The 17,966-nt window shown below is 51.5% G+C and carries 15 protein-coding genes; 14 read left to right on the plus strand and 1 reads right to left on the minus strand.

The features are described from left to right. Positions 1–6: 6 nt before the first annotated feature. The 5 genes from B5D20_RS14150 (at position 7) to B5D20_RS12090 (ending at position 11,723) form a co-directional block, all read left to right on the plus strand. On the plus strand, positions 7–126 hold the full coding sequence (locus B5D20_RS14150) for a DUF6803 family protein (protein ID WP_423230535.1): 120 nt from the start codon (positions 7–9) through the stop codon (positions 124–126). Positions 127–192: 66 nt separating this feature from the next. Continuing rightward, positions 193–2,331 carry an ATP-dependent helicase gene (locus B5D20_RS12075; RefSeq protein WP_242952075.1) on the plus strand — a complete coding sequence of 713 codons (2,139 nt, stop codon included), beginning with the start codon at positions 193–195 and terminating at the stop codon, positions 2,329–2,331. Positions 2,332–2,584: 253 nt separating this feature from the next. Continuing rightward, on the plus strand, positions 2,585–2,986 hold the full coding sequence (locus tag B5D20_RS12080) for a nucleotidyltransferase substrate binding protein (RefSeq protein WP_078666475.1): 402 nt from the start codon (positions 2,585–2,587) through the stop codon (positions 2,984–2,986). Next, positions 2,983–3,282 (plus strand): nucleotidyltransferase family protein, encoded by a 300-nt coding sequence (locus tag B5D20_RS12085; protein ID WP_078666476.1) that lies wholly within the window; start codon positions 2,983–2,985, stop codon positions 3,280–3,282. The genes B5D20_RS12080 and B5D20_RS12085 overlap by 4 nt, the downstream gene beginning before the upstream one ends. 137 nt (positions 3,283–3,419) lie before the next feature. Beyond that, the gene (locus tag B5D20_RS12090; RefSeq protein WP_107758338.1) at positions 3,420–11,723 is read left to right on the plus strand and encodes a glycoside hydrolase family 94 protein; all 8,304 of its coding nucleotides are present in this window, start codon (positions 3,420–3,422) and stop codon (positions 11,721–11,723) included. 51 nt (positions 11,724–11,774) lie between these two features. Here B5D20_RS12090 and B5D20_RS12095 read toward each other — a convergent pair whose 3' ends face one another. Next, on the minus strand, positions 11,775–12,155 hold the full coding sequence (locus B5D20_RS12095) for a helix-turn-helix domain-containing protein (protein WP_078666477.1): 381 nt from the start codon (positions 12,153–12,155) through the stop codon (positions 11,775–11,777). Positions 12,156–12,297: 142 nt separating this feature from the next. Here B5D20_RS12095 and B5D20_RS12100 point away from each other — a divergent pair, with 142 nt between their 5' ends. The 9 genes from B5D20_RS12100 to B5D20_RS14025 all read left to right on the plus strand — a co-directional run bounded on the left by B5D20_RS12100 (position 12,298) and on the right by B5D20_RS14025 (position 17,521). After that, on the plus strand, positions 12,298–12,474 hold the full coding sequence (locus B5D20_RS12100; RefSeq protein ID WP_078666478.1) for an aspartyl-phosphate phosphatase Spo0E family protein: 177 nt from the start codon (positions 12,298–12,300) through the stop codon (positions 12,472–12,474). A 107-nt stretch (positions 12,475–12,581) separates the two neighbouring features. Beyond that, positions 12,582–12,776, plus strand: coding sequence for a hypothetical protein (locus B5D20_RS12105; protein ID WP_078666479.1), 195 nt, complete (start codon positions 12,582–12,584; stop codon positions 12,774–12,776). Between the two features lies 1 nt (position 12,777). After that, positions 12,778–13,020: a hypothetical protein gene (locus B5D20_RS13715; RefSeq protein ID WP_143311868.1), complete on the plus strand. Its 243-nt coding sequence runs from the start codon at positions 12,778–12,780 to the stop codon at positions 13,018–13,020. A 57-nt stretch (positions 13,021–13,077) separates the two neighbouring features. Beyond that, on the plus strand, positions 13,078–13,386 hold the full coding sequence (locus B5D20_RS14155) for a nucleotidyltransferase domain-containing protein (RefSeq protein WP_107758392.1): 309 nt from the start codon (positions 13,078–13,080) through the stop codon (positions 13,384–13,386). Then, the gene (locus B5D20_RS14160) at positions 13,379–13,768 is read left to right on the plus strand and encodes a HEPN domain-containing protein (protein ID WP_078666481.1); all 390 of its coding nucleotides are present in this window, start codon (positions 13,379–13,381) and stop codon (positions 13,766–13,768) included. The genes B5D20_RS14155 and B5D20_RS14160 overlap by 8 nt, the downstream gene beginning before the upstream one ends. Before the next feature lie 46 nt (positions 13,769–13,814). Then, entirely contained in the window at positions 13,815–14,894 is a 1,080-nt protein-coding gene (locus B5D20_RS12120; protein ID WP_078666482.1) for a nitrilase-related carbon-nitrogen hydrolase, read from the plus strand. Positions 14,895–14,944: 50 nt separating this feature from the next. Beyond that, the gene (locus B5D20_RS12125) at positions 14,945–16,603 is read left to right on the plus strand and encodes a glutamine--tRNA ligase/YqeY domain fusion protein (RefSeq protein ID WP_078666483.1); all 1,659 of its coding nucleotides are present in this window, start codon (positions 14,945–14,947) and stop codon (positions 16,601–16,603) included. A 79-nt stretch (positions 16,604–16,682) separates the two neighbouring features. Further along, positions 16,683–17,201 carry a hypothetical protein gene (locus B5D20_RS14020; protein WP_200803508.1) on the plus strand — a complete coding sequence of 173 codons (519 nt, stop codon included), beginning with the start codon at positions 16,683–16,685 and terminating at the stop codon, positions 17,199–17,201. 14 nt (positions 17,202–17,215) lie between these two features. After that, positions 17,216–17,521 (plus strand): hypothetical protein, encoded by a 306-nt coding sequence (locus B5D20_RS14025; RefSeq protein WP_200803509.1) that lies wholly within the window; start codon positions 17,216–17,218, stop codon positions 17,519–17,521. The last annotated feature ends 445 nt before the right edge of the window (positions 17,522–17,966 follow it).

Raw genomic sequence — 17,966 nt, forward strand, 5'->3', positions numbered from 1 at the left:
GCAGTAATTCCTCTTACTGCTAGCGGAAAGTGGCGAGGTATTGCAGATATTCTGGCAGTAGGTTTTTATTTATCTGGAGCAATAACTCTGTTCGGGATTAGTTTTTTTAGAAATTACAACTTTTGACAACCAAAGGTGCTTTCGGTAAAATAATTTTATAACTGATGCCAATTTATTTCTGGAGTGACCACTGTGCATTTTTTTGAAGTCAACCTCAATCCCCAGCAAGAAAAAGCTGCTACCCATGGCAGGGGTCCGGCCCTGGTTCTGGCCGGGCCCGGTTCCGGCAAAACCACTGTCATCACCGTTAGAACTGCTTTCCTCATCCGGGAACTGGGTGTATCCCCGGCCAATATCCTTACCCTTACCTTCAACCGGGCCGCCAAACTGGAAATGGAACAGCGTTTTCGCCGCTTTTCTGGCAGTGAAATAGGCTACCAGGTCCAGTTTTCCACTCTGCACAGTTTCGGCAACCAGGTGGTCAGGGACTACGAAAACCTGAAAGGGAAACGGCTCAAACGCATCGAAGGGGATGAACAGGCAGTTGAAAACAAGCGCAACATCCTGCGCAAGCTCTACCGGGAACTGAATGGCACCAACCCCGGCGATGAAGAGCTGGAAAACCTGAGCAACGAAATCGGGCTGGTGAAGAACAAAATGCTCACCAGCCTGAGCGGTATCAATTTTAGTACCCCCAATTTTGAGGGCCTTTACCGTGCTTATGAAGAATACAAAAAGTCCAATTTCTATATGGACTTTGATGATATGCTTACCTATGCCTATGCGATTCTAAAACGTTATCCTGACATTCTCAACTTTTACCGCAACCAGTACCCCTATATCCAGGTGGATGAGGGCCAGGACCTCTCGAAAATTCAGTTCGAAATCCTGAAATTGCTCATTCAAATCCTGAAATTGCTCATTCAACCCGGAAACAACCTCTTCATCGTTGCTGATGATGATCAGTCCATTTATGGCTTCCGGGGAGCAGAACCCGGATATATCCTGGAGATGGAACGGCAACTGCCGGGTTGCCGAATTTATAAGCTGGAACAAAACTATCGCTCCAGTCGTAATATCGTAGAAATCAGCAGCCAGTTTATCAAGGCCAATCAAAACCGCTATGACAAACAACACCGGACAGATAATGCCAGTAAGGCTGATCCTTTTATTATTAAAGTTAAAGATGAACTGGAGCAGCTGCGATTGATTATAAAAACAGTTAAAGAAAAATGGCAACAGTATCCGGATAGCAGCATTGCCATACTATACCGCAATAACCTCTCGTCTCTTCTGCTGGTGGATGGTCTGGAGCGGGAGGGGATTGGTTTTAAATTAAAACAAAATAAACTGTTCTTTTTCAAGCACTGGGTGATTCAGGACCTGCTTGCCTTTATGCGGTTTGCTCTTGATCAGACGGATGGGGATGCTTTCCGGCGGATAGGGCATAAAATGAAACGTTATCTGTCCAGAGACCTGATAGAATTGGCACTGACGGCTAAGACCGGGAAAAATGTGCTTGAAATTCTGCTTACCAGTGAGCGTTTGGCAGCTTATCAGCGAAAGGTTATTGCCGATTTGAAGGGAGAATTCCAGCGGCTGGCCCGAAGCCGTCCGGTAGCGGCCCTGGAGTATATAGAAAAGAGCTTCAAGTATTTCGAACTGCTCAAGAATTACTGTCAGTCCCAGAACCTGAACTATGATTATTATTATAGCCTGTACGGTGAACTGAAGAATCTGGCCGGCAATTATCCTTCTCTGGCGGCCTTCCTGGAGCGGATGACCCGGCTGGAGCAAATCTTTGAACAGGGGCAGGTGAGAATGGGGGCACAACAGCAACTCACTCTCAGCACTATCCATTCAGCCAAAGGGCTGGAGTATGATTGTGTATTGATGGTGGATTTATGCAACCCGGAAATTCCCGGCCAGCGGGCAATGGACCTGGCTATAAAAAATGGAGATAATTTCCTGTTGGAAGAAGAAAGGCGCCTGTTTTATGTAGGCATGACCCGGGCCCGTGAATATCTCTACCTGATTACCCCGCTAAGAAAAAATGGGGCTGTAGTCCCGCCTTCGCTGTTCGTGGAGGAAGTGCTGACCTGTATCGATAGGGAATTCGCCAGTCATAACATGCATGGGGCGGTGGTTTATCATAATAAATTTGGCAAAGGCATAGTGGTCGAGGTAAAAGAAAATGATAATGGGCGCACCGTTATTATAGTAGAGTTCAGCGGAGTCAGGCGTAAACTGGATTTGGGAATCTGTCTGGAGAATGGAGTGTTGCATTTTGGGGAGGTAAGCAGCAGCTTCAGAAAACTATACTATAATTGATTGTATGAAAACCAGGGCCAAGGCGGTTCTGGCGGTAATCTGGACTTTTTCTATGTTTAGGAAATTATTGGAAACAATGGAAACGTGTCGATTAAATGGGTTGCATAATTTTAGCAAAAAATAGAGGACATAAATTCTATTGGCTAACACGTGCACAAAAAGTTTAATTCAGGTTAAAATAAGCAGGAAAAGCCCGCTTTTTGCAGAATATGACCCGAGGGACTAATGTCAGTAAATTTCTGGGGGGATTTTTATGGATAAAGGTAAAGTGAAGGAAAAATTACATAATTACACAAGAGCAGTAGAAAGGTTGCGGGAATCGCTGGCCAGAGATGAAAACGATGATATTGTTCTGGATGGCGTAATTCAGAGGTTTGAATTTACTTATGAGTTGTCCTGGAAATTATTGAAAGCATATTTGGCCTATACTGGTATAGCTGAGGTCAGAACACCCAGGGAGGCCTTTAAGGAGGCTTTTGCAGCAGGTTTGATAGTAGACGGCGATATCTGGTTGGAGATGATTGATGACAGAAATCTGACATCCCATACCTATGATGAAACTGAAGCCAGACGTATTTTTGAAAGAATAAGAAACAAGTACTTCAGAGAATTGTCCAAACTTAAAGAAATTATCAGCAAGGAGATGGAACAATGAGATTCGGCCTGGAACAGAGGATTATTGAAAAAATTGTTTCAGTAATAGATATGTGCAAGGTAGTACAAAAAGCTGTTATTTTTGGGTCCAGGGCGAGAGGTGATTTCCGGTATAACTCCGATATAGATATTGCAATATATATGGACGGTAAACCCTATCCGGGATTTTTTGCTGATCTTGATAATGCTGCTGAAATATATAAAATTAATGTGATTGATATGGCCAGCGTTACCAATGAAAAACTGAGGCAAAATATTGAAAGGGAAGGGATTGAAATATACAGAAGAAATAATTAATAAGGAGTCCTAGCTAAAGTTTTAGACGCCCTGGTAAGGGGTGTCTTTTTTATTACCTTTTTTAGCCAGATGGCTAAACTGCGCAAAATGGGGCAAACTAGGTATGTGAAAAATTTTGGCGAAATGGTGAGTGCTGCATGAATGGAGAAAGAAACTTGCTTAGCCCCAGAGAGATAGAGCAACATGCGCTGGAATTAGCCCAACAGCATATCCTTGGCAAAAAAATGCGTTTCCCGCGGGCTCTGCTGGCCGGGGTGAAGCGGCATTACCAGACCATTCTGGAGGTCTATCAGATCCTGGATCGGGAGCTGGACCGGGAGCAGCCCCTGCCACCAACGGCGGAGTGGTTGCTGGATAATTTCTACTTACTGGAGGAACAGGTCAAGGATATCCAGCACACTCTGACCCGCAAACCTCACTTGCGCTTACCTTTGCTGGAGAATAAGGAGATGGCAGGATTACCCCGGGTATATGGGCTGGCCCGGGAGCTGGTGGAACATACTGATGGCAATCTGGATGAAGGCAAAATCCTCAGCTTTATCGGGGCCTATCAGCAGCGGCAGGTTCTGGCCATGACGGAATTGTGGGCCCTGGCGGTGATGCTGCGCATTGCGCTCCTGGAACGGATTAGCCAGCTTTGCCAGGAACTGAAGGTCTGTCACCGACAGCGGCAACGGGCCTGGCAGGTAGCAACCCAGTTGCAGGCGGGGGAACTGCGTCGGCTGGTCCGGGAACAAAGGGAAGCTGGCGGACTGGAGCCTGCCTTTCTGGAACTGCTGGTACAGCAGTTGCGCCGGCAGGGCGGCAAAGCAGCCCCTTTGCTGGCGGAGCTGGAACAGGAACTGGCTGCGAGCCAGCTGAGTCTGGAGGAATTGATCAGGGAAGAGCACGGACGGCAGGCGGCCCGGCAGGTAGCTATGGGGGCCGCTATTACCAGCCTCAGGTCAGTAGCGGCTCTGGACTGGAATGAAATTATTGAGGCTTTGAGTCAGGTGGAAGCCATGTTGCGGCAGGATCCTTCTGGCCATTATTCCTGGATGGATTTTGCCTCCCGGGATTATTACCGGCATGAGATTGAAAAACTGGCCCGGTATTACCAGCTGCCGGAAAGGCTGGTTGCCGAACAGGTACTGACCCTGGCCCGGGCTGCTGCGGAACAGGGTAAAGGTGAGGCTGCACGACATGCAGGGTATTACTTGCTCGGTGAGGGCAGAGGAGAACTGGAGGATAAACTGGGGGGACGGCCCCGGGGCCTGGGGGGGTTGCGGAGCTGGCTCCGTCAGCATCCCTACCGGGTCTATTTCGGTTCCCTCGTTTTCCTGACTCTGGCAGTGATAGGGCTGTTGATGGGGTATGTCAGCCGGGCCCAGGGGGGGTGGAGCTGGAGGCTGCTGGCTTTGCTTCCTCTGGTGGCTTTGCCGGCCAGTGAAATCGCTTTAATACTGGTCAATTTCTGTGTCAGCCGGCTGTATGCTCCCCGGCCTTTGCCCAGGCTGGAACTGCGGGAAGGCATCGAGCCGGAAAATAGCACAATGGTAATCATCCCCACTCTGTTGCCTAAAGCCAGTAAGGTGCAGGAGCTGGTGGAAAAGCTGGAGGTTCATTATCTGGCTAACCGGGAAGAGAATCTGTATTTTGCCCTGGTGGGAGATTTCAAGGATGGTCCGGAGCCAGAGGCTGCGGATGATGCGGAAATTGTGGCTGCTGCCCTGGCGGGGATTGCCGAGTTGAATCAGCGCTATGCTCAGGAACGACCACGCTTTTTTTACTTTCACCGGAAACGGCGCTATAACCCGGCGCAGGGCCAGTGGCTGGGCTGGGAACGGAAGCGGGGTGCCATTATTGAGCTTAATGATTTGCTGCTGGGGGCCCGGGATACCAGTTTTACTGTGATTAGCTGTGCACGGGAGCAGTTGCCCCGGGTGAAATATATCATCACTCTGGATGCTGATACCAGTCTGCCCCTGGGGACGGCCCGGCAGTTAATCGGCACCATGGCCCATCCCCTGAATCAGCCGGTAGTAGACCGGGAGCAGGGGCTGGTAGTGCGGGGTCATGGGATTTTACAGCCCCGGATTGGGGTGCAGTTGGAAAGCGCCAATCGCACCTGGTTCAGCCGGATTTTTGCCGGTCAGGGAGGAATAGACCCCTATACCACCGCTGTTTCCGATGTTTATCAGGACTTGTTCGGAGAAGGGATTTTTACCGGGAAGGGCATCTATGAGCTGGAAACCTTCCAGACTTTGCTCAAAGAAGCCATTCCGGAAAATGCAGTATTAAGCCATGACCTGCTGGAGGGCAGTTATCTGCGAGCCGGTCTGGTAACGGATATTGAACTGCTGGATGGCTATCCCGCCCGCTATCTGGCCTATTCCCTGCGCCAGCATCGCTGGGTGCGGGGAGACTGGCAGCTTTTGCCCTGGCTAAAAAGCCGGGTCAAGGATCGGCAGGGGCAGTGGCGGCCCAATCCCCTTTCGCCGCTATCCAAATGGAAAATCTGCGATAACCTGCGCCGCAGTCTGGTCAGCCCGGCTCTGGTGCTACTGGTAGTGCTGGGAACAGGGCTGCTGCCGGGTAGCAGTCTGGTCTGGCTTGGCCTGGGCCTGGGAACAGTAGCTCTTCCCACCCTGCTCTATTTATTGAGTGAAGGGGTACAGGGGCGGACGGTGCTGACAGGGGTAAGGGCCAGTGTATACCAGTCCCTGTTGCAGTTCCTTTTCCTGCCCTACCAGGGCTATTTAATGCTGGATGCCATTATCAGGACGTTAGTGCGGGTGCTGGTGACCGGCAAAAATCTGCTGGAATGGATTCCGGCCGCTGAGCTGGAGACCTTGCTGAAAAACGACCTGGCAACCTATTACCGCAAGCTGTTCATGGCTCCGCTGGCCGGGGTGCTGGTAGCAGTTCTGGCCTGGGGACGGGGAGAAAGCCCGGCAACAACAGGGCTGGGCCTGCTGGTTGGCCTGACCTGGCTGCTGGCCCCGGCGGTGGCCTGGTGGGTAAGCCGGGATTATATGCGAGCGCCAGAACGCCTGACAGCGGCGGAGGAGGCGGAACTAAGGCGGCTGGCCCGGCAAACCTGGGCCTATTTTGAGGACATGGTGATAGCCCAGGACCATTATCTGCCTCCTGATAATTACCAGGTGGATCCGCCTAAAGGGGTGGCCCATCGCACCTCTCCCACCAATATCGGATTATTGCTGGTCTCCACTCTGGCCGCCCGGGACCTGGGTTTCCTGGGGACAGGGCAAATGCTGGAGCGAATCCAGGCTACTCTGGCTACGGTGGAAAAACTGGAAAAATGGGAAGGCCACCTGTATAACTGGTATGATACCCTGACCCTGCGGGTACTGCGGCCTCGCTATGTCTCCACTGTGGACAGCGGTAATTTTGTCGGCTATTTGCTTGTACTGGCGGAAGGAATCAGGGAATATCTCAAGCGACCTGGGCTGGAGCCGGTTTTGCTCCGGGGGCTGCTGGACACGATCGCCCTTTATAATGAGGAAGCAGGCAACGCAGGGGCCATAACTACCGGGGAGCTGGAAAGCCTGCTGGCCAGTGCAGAAAGCAGCCAGGCGGAATGGCTGGTTCTGCTGGAACAGCTGGAAGAGCAGCTTCAGGGGAGGACCAGTTCTTACTGGGGCCAGAAGGTGCTGGCTATGGTGCAGGCCTTGCGGGCGGAAATGGCCTGCAACCAGGAGGAATTACGGAGTCGAGGCGAGGATTTGCTGCAGCGAATTCAGAATCTGGTGGAAAATACCCGTTTTGCCCCCCTGTACGACTCCCGGCGCAAGCTCTTTTCGATCGGTTACCATGTTGATGAAGGGCAGCTGACCAAATCCTATTATGACCTCCTGGCTTCAGAAGCGCGTCTGGCCAGCTACCTGGCCATCGCCAGGGGAGAAGTGGAGGCTCGCCACTGGTTCCGGCTGGGGCGAAAGCTAACCCGGGTAGAAAGGGACAAGGGACTGGTCTCCTGGGCGGGGACCATGTTTGAATACCTGATGCCCCTGCTGGTAATGCGCACCTATGAAAACACCCTGCTGGATGCCACCTATTCCTTCGCCGTCAGAGTGCAACAAAAATACGGCCAGGAGCGCGGGGTACCCTGGGGGATATCGGAGGCAGCTTATTATGCCTTTGACCTGGCCCTCAATTACCAGTACAAGGCTTTTGGCGTGCCTGACCTGGGTCTGAAGCGGGGCCTGGCCCAGGAACTGGTGGTAGCTCCCTATGCCACCATACTGGCTCTGCCCCTGGTGCCGCGAGCGGCTCTGACCAATTTGCGACGGCTGCGGGAAGAAGGGCTGGCAGGCATCTACGGCTTTTACGAAGCCATTGATTATACCCTGGGGCAAAAAGCGGTAGTCAAAAACTACATGGCTCATCACCTGGGCATGAGCCTGCTGGCTCTTACCAATTTTTTCACCGGCAACAGTATGCAGCAGCGTTTTCATGCCAACCCGGCTGTGAAAGCGGCGGAAATCCTGTTACAGGAGCGCATACCGCTGAAAGTGAGTATTATTAAGGAACAACGGGAAGCCTTTCGGCCCCGGCAGCGCAAATTTCAGGATGAACCGGAAGTGGTCAGGAAATACGGAGTGCCGGAGCGGGAAATGCCCCGGGTGCATCTGCTGTCCAATGGCTCCTATTCCCTGTTGTTAACCGATGGAGGAGCGGGTTACAGTAAATGGCAGGATCTGGCCTTGACCCGCTGGCAGGAAAACTGGCCCGGTTTCTGCAGCGGTTTTTACATCTATATTCAGAATCTCAATGCCAATAATGTCTGGTCTGCTACTTTTGAACCTTACCGGGTGGAGCCGGAGTATTACCAGGTGATTTTTGCGCCGGATAAAGCGGAATATTTGCGCAAGGATGGGAATATTGAAACCCACACTCGAATTACCGTTTCTCCGGAGGATAATGCGGAAATCCGCACTGTCACTCTGACCAACCACAGCCAGTACGAACGAGTGGTAGAGGTTACCAGCTACCTGGAGGTTGTGCTGGCGCCCCCGGAAGCGGATGCTGCCCATCCTGCTTTCAGCAAACTGTTTGTGACTACGGAGTTTGTACCTGGATATGATTGTTTGCTGGCGGTGCGCCGACCCCGCAGTCAGGGGCAGAAACCCCTTTATGCCCTGCACAGCATTAGTGTTAAGGGTGAAGTGGCAGGGGATCTGCAATACGAAACCGATCGGGCCAAATTTATCGGCCGTAATCGCAACCTGGACTATCCCCTGGCCCTGGAGGTAGACCAGCCTCTTTCCAACAGCAGTGGGGCGGTGCTGGATCCCATCTTCAGCTTGCGGCGGCGGGTGCGACTTAAACCAGGACAATCGGCCCAGGTGGCTTTTGTCCTAGCAGTAGCGGAAACGCGGGAAGAAGCCCTGCGCCTGGCGGATAAATATCGGGATGAAAAGGCCATTGCACGAGCTTTTGAACTGGCCTGGAACCGCAGCCGCCTTGAGGCTGATTATCTGGATCTGCCTGCCCGGGAGGTGGAAACTTACCTTAAACTGATTCCAGCCTTGCTCTTTCCCGGACCGGCTCGCCGCCAGTACGCAGAGGTGATCGCTGGCAACCGGAAGGGACAGCCTGATCTCTGGCCTTTTGGTATTTCTGGTGATTTGCCCATCGTGCTGGTTCGGATTGCTGATCAGGAGGAAGTCGAGCTGGTACAGCGACTGCTGCGGGCCCATGATTTCTGGCGGCGCAAAGGGCTGGCGGTGGATCTGGTATTGCTGGTGGAGGAAGAAGAAGGGTACACGCGGCCGCTGCAGGACCGGATCCGGGAACTGATCCTGGTCAGTCCGGCCCGGGAGCTGTTCCAGCGCAAGGGTGGAGTTTATCTGCTGGTCGAGCGGCAGTTAACTGAGGCGGACCGAACCCTGCTCTTTACGGTAGCGCGCCTGTGCTTTACTGCTGCTACCTCCTGGGAAGAGCTGGCGGCCAATCCCCGCTACCGGCCGGCCCTGCCGGAACTGGTGCCTGAAGCAGCAGAGGAGGAAGAGGAGACAGTGCCGCTAGAGCCCGGTTCCCTGCTTTTTTACAATGGCCTGGGCGGGTTTAGCCCTGACGGCAGGGAATACGTGATCTGGCTCAAGGAAGGGCAAACAACTCCGGCCCCCTGGCTCAATGTGCTGGCCAATCCCGGTTTTGGCTGCAATATAACGGAAGCGGGGGCAGGTTACACCTGGGCGGAAAACAGCCGGGAAAACAAACTCACCCCCTGGTCCAATGATCCGGTAAGTGACCCGCCCGGGGAGGTCATTTATCTGCGGGATGAAAGCAATGGCCGCTACTGGAGCCTAACGCCCCAGCCTATCCGGGAAAAACGGGACTACCTGATCCGCCATGGGCAGGGTTATACGGTGTTTCAGCAGCAGGGCCACGGGCTGGGCCAGGAATTAACTGTCTTTGTAGCCGGTCAGGATCCGGTTAAGCTCTGTCTGGTCAAGTTGCATAACTACTCTTCCCGGCCGCGACGACTGACTTTGACCTACTACCTGCGCCCGGTTATGGGGGTAGACAGCAAGAGCACAGCTCCCTACCTGGTCAGCCGCAGCTATGGGGAAAAAGGCATCCTGCTCTTTACCAATACCTATAACCACGATTTTCCGGGCCGCCTGCTTTTTGTTGACTGTTCCGAAAGCAGGCGCAGCTGGACAGCTGATGGGCTGGAGTTTATCGGGGCCAATGGCACTCTGGAATTCCCTGCGGCTATGAAACGGACCGGGCTTTCCGGCCGGGTGGGGGCTGGGCTGGTGCCTGCCGGGGTGATGCAGACAACCCTGGAGCTGGCTCCCGGCGAAACCCGGGAAGTGGTCTTTCTCCTCGGCCAGGCCCGCTCGGAGGCAGAGGTGGAAACCCTCTGCGCCCGTTATAGCCGGGTGGAGGAAGCCAGAGCCGAGCTGGCACGGGTCAAAGCTTTCTGGCAGGAGCGGCTGGGAGCCCTGCTGGTAAAAACCCCGGATCAGGCCCTGGATTTACTGCTCAATGGCTGGCTGCTTTATCAAGTGATAGCTTGCCGGCTCTGGTCCCGGGCAGCTTTCTACCAGTCCGGAGGAGCTTATGGTTTCCGGGACCAGTTGCAGGACGTGATGGCCGTGGCCTATACCTGGCCAGAGCTAACCAGGAAGCAGATAATGCTTCATGCTGCCCATCAGTTCCTGGAGGGGGATGTGCAGCACTGGTGGCATCCGGGGGCGGAGAAAGGCATACGCACTCGTTATTCCGATGACTTGCTCTGGCTCCCTTATGTGACTGCTGACTATATCAGGGTGACCGGTGACTGGTCTATCCTGGCGGAGGAAGCTGGTTACCTGGAGGATGAGCCTCTGGCCGCCGGGGAAGATGAGCGGTACAGCATACCCAGGCAGTCCCAGCACCGGGAGAGTCTTTACCAGCACTGCCTGAGGGCCATCGACCATGCCCTTAAATTCGGACCCCATGGCTTGCCCTTAATGGGTTGCGGGGACTGGAATGATGGCATGAACAAGGTTGGCCACCGGGGCCAGGGGGAAAGTGTCTGGCTGGCCTGGTTTCTGTGTACCGTGCTGGAGCGGTTTATCCCCATCTGCCGGGCCCAGGGGGACCTGGAGCGGGCTGAGAAATTCGCGGATTTGCGCCAGCAACTGGCTGAAGCTATTGAAAAACATGCCTGGGATGGCAGCTGGTATCGCCGGGCCTATTTCGATGACGGCACTCCCCTGGGATCGGCGGAGAACAGTGAATGCAAAATCGATGCTATCGCCCAATCCTGGTCGGTAATTTCCGGCCTGGGACGGCCCCGCCGGGCGGAGGAAGCTATGCGGGCGGTAGAAAACTATCTGGTGGACCGGGAAGCGGGGATTATCAAGCTTCTGACTCCACCCTTTGGTGATGGCGAGCTTGAACCCGGCTATATCAAGGGCTATGTGCCGGGTGTGCGGGAAAATGGCGGCCAGTACACCCATGCCGCTGTTTGGACCGCACTGGCCTTTGCCCTGCTGGGCCAGGGGGACAAAGCAGGAGAGCTGCTGAGTCTGCTCAACCCCATCAACCACGCCCGCACCAGTATCGAAGCCATGCGCTATAAAGTAGAACCCTATGTCCTGGCTGCTGATGTTTATGCTGTTGCCCCCAATACCGGCCGGGGCGGCTGGACCTGGTATACCGGGGCCGCCGGCTGGTTCTACCGGGTGGCTATTGAGCATATACTGGGGCTGAAAAAGGAAGGGAACCGGCTGCGTTTCAATCCCTGTATTCCCCGGGACTGGGCGGAGTATCAGGTGCAGTACCGCTTTGGTTCTACCCTCTACCTGATTCAGGTGCGCAATCCTGAGCGCATGAATCGAGGGGTAAAGAGGGTAGTGGTGGATGGCAGGGAAAAGCAGGATGGAGCGGTGGAGCTGGTGGATGATGGGGAGCAGCACCGGGTTGAGGTGATCATAGGGTAAAAGAAACCAGGGACACCGTTAGGGTAGTGTCCCTGGTTTCTTTGCTTAATACTAGCTAGGGTGAACATAAGGGAGAACGGTTTTGATCAGTTTTTTTACCAGCTCAAGTTCTTTTGGTGAGCATTTATTAAGTAATTCATTTATTTCAATATCACTAACATAATTGTAGGCGTTACCGACATCATGTATATAATAATTATTGTAGGCGGTTTTACCGAAAACGAGGAAATCCAGAGATACATGCAAACAATTAGCTACTTTAGCTAAAACGGGAAGGCTCATTTGTCGTTCTCCCCGTTCCAGTTGACCGACATAGTAGTCTGACAGCTCGATGATTTCAGCAAATTCTTCCCGGGAAAGCCCCAGTTTTTCTCTTTCTGTCCGTATTCTCTGTCCAATTTCTTTATTATTTATTTCCTTATTTTTTTTCATCCTGTTCACTCCCTGCTCAAAAATACTTTATCCAATTTCCAGCTGCAACTGAATATGCAACAAGCATATATTTTTTGTTTGCATTGATCTGAATTTTGTTGTAAAATTATGTTAATCTTTGGATACAGGGAGTGGAAAATGGGTGGGAAAGAAGGATAAAATAGAAATAGCAAGAAGTATCCTTACTAATGCCATGAATATGAATTTGAGCACAGATATTCTTCTTAAAATAAGTCAAAAAATTGATAAGTATATTGTTGAATATTATCAGATGTGTGACGGTACGAAAACTGAATTTGAAGAAAAAGAAAGTCAATAACGGAAATCAAACTTCGGTTGCTAATCTGGCAATCAAAGTATTTTTTTGCAGGAAATAGCTTATAAATATAGAATTAAATAGCTAAGAAAAAAATAAGGAGGCCAAACATGAAGCTTCAGCAATTGCTTGAGCAACTGCAAACTGATGGAGTCTGGTGTCTGGCAGTGCTTCCCCTATATAGAGATAGGAAGTCCTATACGACCTCACTGCCCCGTTATAGCCTGGTACAAAAATATCTACGCCTGGGAGAAAAAATAGTGGTAGTTAGCCTTAAACTGCTACCGGCCTGGGCCCCAGTATAAAATGGACATGGTGGCTACCGGTTTTCTTACCGCTGAGGAATTCGATTATTATAATCAGGACAGGGTAGCAGAGAAGTTACCTCACATTGACCTGTGCGATATACACCGTTATTTACCTGCCAGAGACGCTGACCCGGAAATTTGTGCCTGGTGTCAATGTCCCAGAGAAAAACAGGAAACTATCTGGAATTGTCCGTTACTGGGTAATAGACAGTCAAAATTTGACCCTGGAAGAAGCGATTAAGATTTGCCAGAATTGTGGAAAAGGTGGTTTGCAGAATTGGAACAGGAGACAAAAATTATGAACAGTCATTTTCAAGAGATTGAGCGGTTAAAACGACAAATTATTGAAAAATATAGCCCTGAAGCAATCATTCTGTTTGGCTCTTGTGCTAAAGGAAGAATTAGAAAAAACAGTGATATTGATCTTTGTGTTATTATAGAAACTGATAACAAACGAGAGCTTGTCCAGGAAATGTTACTGACTCTCGATTATAATAAAGATCTGGATATTGTCATTTTTAGACCGTCAGAATGGGAAAGGGATAAGGATAATTTGGCCACTTTTGCAGGTTTAATAAATAGGACTGGAGTGAAGATATATGGTTGATACTCAGAACTATAATGAATGGCTGATCATGGCCCAAAAGGATTTGCGTGGGGCCCGGATTTTATTTGAACATGAAGCAGATTATGAGTTAGTCTGTTTTCATTGTCAGCAAGCTGTAGAAAAATATCTCAAGGGATATTTGATTTATAAAACCCGAGAATTACAGGAAGGCCATAATTTAATGAAACTATGCAAAAAAGCAATGATTTATAATAAAAAATTCGGGGAGTTTTTGAAAGACCTGGCTTTCTTAAACACCTTTTACATAGAGACAAGATATCCTGCTACTGAGCCTTTGCAGATTAGCCAGGAAGATGCTGAAGAAAGTCTGCGCATAGCTGAAAGATTCATAAACGTGGTAGAAGAATTGCTAAAGGCATGACACCGGCAGTCATGCCTTCTTGTGTATTACAGAAAGGAGTTGGGCTATGAAACGGGAATACCATACCCCGGATGTGATCGTCTACTGGGATTCTGACCTTTGTACCCATTCTGGCAATTGTGTGCGGGCCCTGCCCCGGGTCTTTCGGCCCATGGAGCGGCCCTGGGTGAAAACCGACAGGGCTGCAGCGGAGGAAATCATCAAAGCAATTGACCTCTGTCCTTCCGGGGCCTTGCGCTATGCTATTCCACCGGGCTCGCGGCTCAAACCTGATGAATGCCGGGGTCCTGGCCTGAAGCGGGATAAACTGAAACTGGCCCTGCTGCAAATGCCTGTAACTACAGACAAAGCAGCCAACCTGGAGACAGCAGCCCGGATGCTGGCTGAAGCGGCAGTTCAGGGGGCGGAACTGGCTATCTTACCGGAGATGTTCAATTGCCCTTATCAAAATGACCAGTTCCCTCTTTTTGCTGAGCTGGAAGGGGAGCAAACCTGGCAGTTTCTGCAGGAACAGGCTAAAAAACATGGTCTTATCCTGGTGGGAGGCTCTATTCCGGAAAAAGATGAGGAAGGACACCTCTATAATACCTGTTATGTTTTTGGCGCGGAAGGACGCCCCCTGGCCAGGCACCGCAAAGTCCATCTCTTTGATGTGGATATTCCCGGCGGCCAGTATTTCAAGGAATCGGATACTCTGCGACCGGGGGATAAACTAACAGTATTTAACACACCCTATTGCCGGATGGGAGTAATGATCTGCTATGACCTGCGCTTCCCGGAAATGGCGAGGATAATGGCTTTACAGGGGGCCCGCATGGTGATTGTTCCCGGGGCTTTCAACCTGACGACCGGGCCGGCCCACTGGGAACTTTTGCTGCGCAGCCGGGCGGTGGACAATCAGGTGTTTACCGTGGGGGTGGCTCCAGCCCGGGATGAAAGGGCCAGTTATGTTTCCTACGGGCACTCAATGGTGGTAGACCCCTGGGGCCAGGTAGTGGGCCAGCTGGGAGCAGAGCCGGGTTTGCTGACGGTAGAACTGGATTTGACCCGGGTGGACCAGGTGCGGCAGGCGATGCCTTTGTGGCAACACCGGCGGCCGGATTTATATACCCTTAAACTTACGTAAAATTTGTGGTATAAATATATATGTGATCATTTTGTGAAAGGTTGGTAGGAATGGAGAACAAACAAGCACCATCCAATTTTATCCGCAATATCATCCTCAATGATCTGGAGTCCGGTAAACATAAAACCATTGTTACCCGTTTTCCCCCTGAACCCAACGGCTATTTACATATCGGACATGCCAAGTCGATAGTGCTCAATTTCGACCTGGCCGATGAGTTTGGCGGCAAAACCCACCTGCGTTTTGATGATACCAACCCTCTGAAAGAGGATACCGAATATGTGGAATCCATCAAGGAGGATGTGCGCTGGCTGGGCTATGAATGGGACGGACTCTACTTTGCTTCCGACTATTTCGAGGAAATGTATCAGCGCGCAGTATTGCTGATCAAAAAGGGCAAAGCCTATGTCTGTGACCTTTCACCTGAAGAAATTCGGGCCACCCGCGGCACTCTGACCGAGCCGGGGAAAGAGAGCCCCTACCGCAATCGTTCAGTGGAGGAAAACCTGGATCTGTTTGAGCGCATGCGCAAAGGGGAGTTTAAAGACGGGGAGAAAACCCTGCGGGCCAAAATCGATATGGCTTCTCCTAACCTGAATATGCGGGATCCGGTGCTGTACCGCATACTCCACGCTACCCATCATAATACCGGGGACAAGTGGTGCATCTATCCCATGTATGATTTCGCCCATCCCCTTGAAGATGCTATTGAAGGGGTGACCCATTCCATTTGTACCCTGGAATTTGAAGACCATCGCCCCCTGTATGACTGGGTGATCAGGGAATGTGAAATGGAATGCCAGCCCCAGCAAATTGAGTTTGCCCGCCTCAATATGACCAATACGGTGATGAGCAAACGCAAACTGAAACTGCTGGTGGATAACGGTATCGTAGACGGCTGGGATGACCCGCGCATGCCCACCATTGCCGGGCTCAGACGGAGGGGTTATACGCCAGAGGCTATTCGGGAATTCTGCCGGGCCATCGGGGTAGCCAAAAGCAACAGCACCGTGGACTACCAGATGCTGGAGCATTTTATCCGGGAAGATTTGAAACTGAAAGCTCCCCGCACTATGGCCATTCTGCGGCCTCTGAAAGTGGTGATTACCAACTATCCGGAAGGCCAGGTGGAATGGCTGGATGCGGAGAACAACCCGGAAAATCCGGAGATGGGGACACGGAAAATTCCTTTTTCCCGGGAAATCTACATTGAGCAGGATGACTTCATGGAAGTGCCGCCACCCAAGTATCATCGCCTCTATCCCGGCAATGAAGTACGCCTGAAACATGCCTATATTATTAAGTGTGAAGAGGTCATCAAGGATGAGGCTGGCAATGTGGTGGAATTGCGCTGTACCTATGACCCCACAACCAAAAGCGGTCAGGATACTTCCGGCAAAAAGGTCAAGGGCACCATTCACTGGGTGGAAGCCAATCACGCCCTGCCGGCGGAATTCCGCCTCTATGAACCTTTAATCCTGGAAGACGATCAGGAGGAGGAAGAAAACAAGTCCTTCCTGGAGCGCATCAACCCCAATTCCCTGGAGGTATTGCAGGGGTTTGTGGAGGCCCAGCTCAAAGGGGTGGCGCCTCAAACCAAGTTCCAGTTCTTCCGCCATGGGTACTTTAATGTGGACCCCAAATATACCACGGCGGAAAAACCGGTCTTTAACCGGATTGTTTCCCTGAAAAGCTCTTTCAAATTATAAGTGGGGGCTTTTGCCCCCCTGTATACTGTGTATGGGGCCAATACTTGTAATCTTTTGGAACCGCTGAGTGCGGACCCGCATGCTAGGTGGTGTGAGAGGATGGGGGTTAATCACCCCCTCCTACTCGCTCGATCAGGATTTCAACAAGGCTTACAAAGCAGTAAGGAATTTCTTTTCCTCGACTAACATCGACCTTCCGCTGAACTGCATTATCCGCATGATAAACCCTCACCACCAGGCTGCCACTGCTATCAACCAGTCCCAGCACATCCCCATGGGCATTGACCAGATCGAAGTAGGCAGGAAGCTGGCGAAGGCAGAAAAAAGGGGGATTACTTCAGAGGTTATTGAAAAACTCCGCCTGGTAGTCAAAGGGCGGAACAACCGGGTAGCGTCTTTGGAGAAAAAGCTAGCTGAGTTTGATGCCCACCGGCAGAGCGGCACGATACCAAAGGTAATCTTTGGCGGCAGAAAACTCTGGGAAAGAATCTGCAAGGGGCCTTTCCCTTTGCGAAGATGGTGGAAGCGGTGTGCAGAAGGGTTGTCAAGGAAAGGATACCCTTCGAGCTTGTACCTGCCCGGCACACGTCCACCATAGGTTACTGGAAGTACATGGAGCGTTATGCCGTCCCGGTACACTGTGCTGCAGCACTGGTTATTGGCCGCCGGGCGATGGGCTTTAGGGAACGGGTAACGAAAGAGCTTCAGCAACTGGTAACCCAAATCAAGCAAGACCTAACCTGTAAAGTCAATCCTAATATACCGAGGGAAGGAAAAGGGATGACCCGTAGGGTCAGGGCCTGCTTGAGGTGGCTGGATGGTAAGCTCCTGTTGCACAACGGGTTTGCCCGACAGCAGCAGGAGGCATATTACTCCGTCTGGCACGACCTCAAAAAACTTGCCCTGTCCTTACGGTAACCCCGTTTAGCCGGTGTCGGGAAAACCGGTAGGCGTTCTAACAGGACGGTCCGGACGGCGGTGAGCTTGCCGCTTCTACTCCAGTTTACTTCGACCTGCTGGTGCCGAAAGACATTCCGAAGGCGAGCCTGGGGTACGGGAGAGGATAACCTCTTCGTTCGGGCTCCGGGTGGGACTCCCGGGCCGAGGTCCCCTGTCGCCCTGCCCCTCGGAGGGCAAATCAAATGTTCGGAAAGGAGGCGAAGACCTGGTCTGGGGGCCGGTTTGGCTGGAGATAAAAACAGTCAAGTTTTTTGAACCAGGTGTAAATAATGGACAAATTTTTTGTGAATAAGGACGAAGTGGTTTTAATGGTCATTGATATACAAGAGAGACTAGTTCCGGTAATGAAATATGGAAGTCAAATTATTAATAAGACAAATATCTTGCTAACTATAGCTAATAG

Origin of the sequence: Carboxydocella sporoproducens DSM 16521 (genome assembly GCF_900167165.1) — a bacterium.
GTDB lineage: Bacteria > Bacillota.